We start from the raw sequence: 1,952 nt of genomic DNA, 5'->3' as shown, positions 1-1,952 counted from the left end.
GCCCGGGGGCGGTGCCGTCGTCGAGGAGTGTCAGGGCCGCATAGGGCCGGACCACCCCCCACCCGCTCTGGTCGTCGCGCTGGTCGACGGCGCCGCGGGCGGCGGTGGCCATGAGGCGGTGGGACCACTGCTCGGGCAGCTCGTCGGGGTACCGCTCGGCGAGCAGGGCTGCGGCGGCGCTCACGTAGGCGGTCGCGAAGCTCGTGGAGGCCTCTCCTCCCGCGAGGATGCAGTCCCCCGCGGCGTGGAAGGTGGTCAGCACGTCGGTCCCGGGGGCGGCGATGTCCACGTGGGGGCCGTGGATCGCGTCGGTGGTGGGCTCGTCCGCCGCGTCGACGGCGGTCACGGAGAGCACCTCCGGGTAGGCCGCGGGGTAGCGGGGCGAGTCCGAGGTGTCCTCGGCGGTGAGGCGGTTCCCGGCGCTCGCGACGACGAGGGCCCCGCGCCGGGTCGCGAGCTCGACGGCGGCGCGCAGGGCGGGGTCGTCGGTCGGGGAGCTCAGGGACACGTTGATGATCTGGGCCCCGGCGTTGGCCGCCGCGCGGATGCCCTCGGCGATCCGGTCGGTGCGCACCCCGTCCCCGGCCTCGGCGGCCTGGTCCTCGGTGGAGAGGTAGACGCGCACCGGCAGGATCCGCACGTCCGGGGCGAGCCCGACCAGCCCGGACCCTTCGACGGCGCGGGCCCCGATCTGCCCGGCGACGGCGGTGCCGTGCCCGGCGGGGTCACGCCAGCCTCGCGGGTCGCCCTCGGTGCCGACGAGGTCGACCCCGTCGACGACGGCCTCGGTGAGGTGCTCGTTGCGTGCGTCGACCCCGGAGTCGACCACGGCCACGAGCACGCCCTGGCCGGTCGCGAGCTGCCAGGACTCGGTGGCCCCGAGGCGTTCGAGGGCGACCGGGGGCTCGGCCACCAGGCGGGTCACCTCGGGGTCGCAGTCGGCGGCGACGGCAGCGGTGGCCGTGGTGGGCGCGGCCCCCGCGAGGATCAGGGTCGAGACGAGCGTCCCGCAGGCCGCGGCCGCACCTAGGCGCAGGACGGCGCCCCCGCGCACCCCCGGACGGCCACGCCGTGCCCTCACGCCGATCCCTCAGTGCCCTCAGTGCTCTCGGTGTTCCCTGTGCCGTCGGTGCCCTGGGCGGTCTGCGCGCCCTGGGCGGCGCCGTCCACGCTCAGCTCAGGCCCGGTGGCGAGCAGGCTGAGCCACGGCTGGGGCACGCTCGTCACGTCCTGCTCGGTGTAGCCGAGACGGGCGAGCTCGTCCCCGGCGAGCGGCACGGGGTAGGCGACCCCGGTCTGGTCCACGAGGTGCGCGACGCCGGCGGCGGCTCCTCCGGCCTCGGCCCGGACGAGGGCTCCCCCGGCGGGCTCGACGCGCACCTCGTCGCCCTGCTCGGGGACGACGACGTCGGGGTGCCCCACCAGGTGGACGCCCACGCCCACGGCGCCGTCGAGGTAGACGCAGGGGGTGGTCGCCTCGGGCAGGGCGCCGGGGACCTCGGTGGGCCAGTCGGCGGGGGCGGCCGGGCTGCTCGCGGTGCGCATGCCGGACACCTGAGAGGCGGTGACCTCGACCTCACCGCCGGCCTGCGCCCCGGAGCCCAGGGCGTACAGGGGGGTCGCGAAGGGGGTCAGCGGGGCGAGCTCGCCGCGCTCGTCGACGACGTAGCGCTGCGAGCCGCCGACGCTGTCGGTCACGACCAGGACGGTCCCGACGACGGTCCCGGGGGGCGCCGCGGCCCCGTCCGGGAGGGGCTCCCCCGCACCGGGGACGACGACGGGCTCGAGGTCGGCGCCGGGCTCGAGGAGGTTGAGCCAGCGGCCGGTGACCGACCAGGGCAGCGCGGTGTCCTGGCCGATCGCGCGCAGCACCCCCGCGGTCTCGGCCCGGGGGACGAGGTGCCGGCGTCCGGCCGCGACGAGGTAGAGGTCGTCGCCGGCCTCGACGAGCA

At 77.5% G+C, this 1,952-nt stretch carries 2 protein-coding genes; both read right to left on the bottom strand.

Annotated features, from left to right (window positions below):
- Positions 1-1,081, bottom strand: a 1,081-nt coding sequence (locus L0B03_RS17180; RefSeq protein WP_250448139.1) for a S8 family serine peptidase, incomplete at its 3' end; no start/stop codon positions are given.
- Positions 1,078-1,952, bottom strand: an 875-nt coding sequence (locus tag L0B03_RS17175) for a type VII secretion protein EccB (RefSeq protein ID WP_250448137.1), incomplete at its 5' end; no start/stop codon positions are given. The genes L0B03_RS17175 and L0B03_RS17180, both read right to left, overlap by 4 nt.

This window comes from Actinotalea sp. C106, assembly GCF_023630195.1.
Taxonomy (GTDB): domain Bacteria; phylum Actinomycetota; class Actinomycetes; order Actinomycetales; family Cellulomonadaceae; genus Actinotalea.
This window is presented reverse-complemented; position numbering and strand designations above follow the sequence as displayed.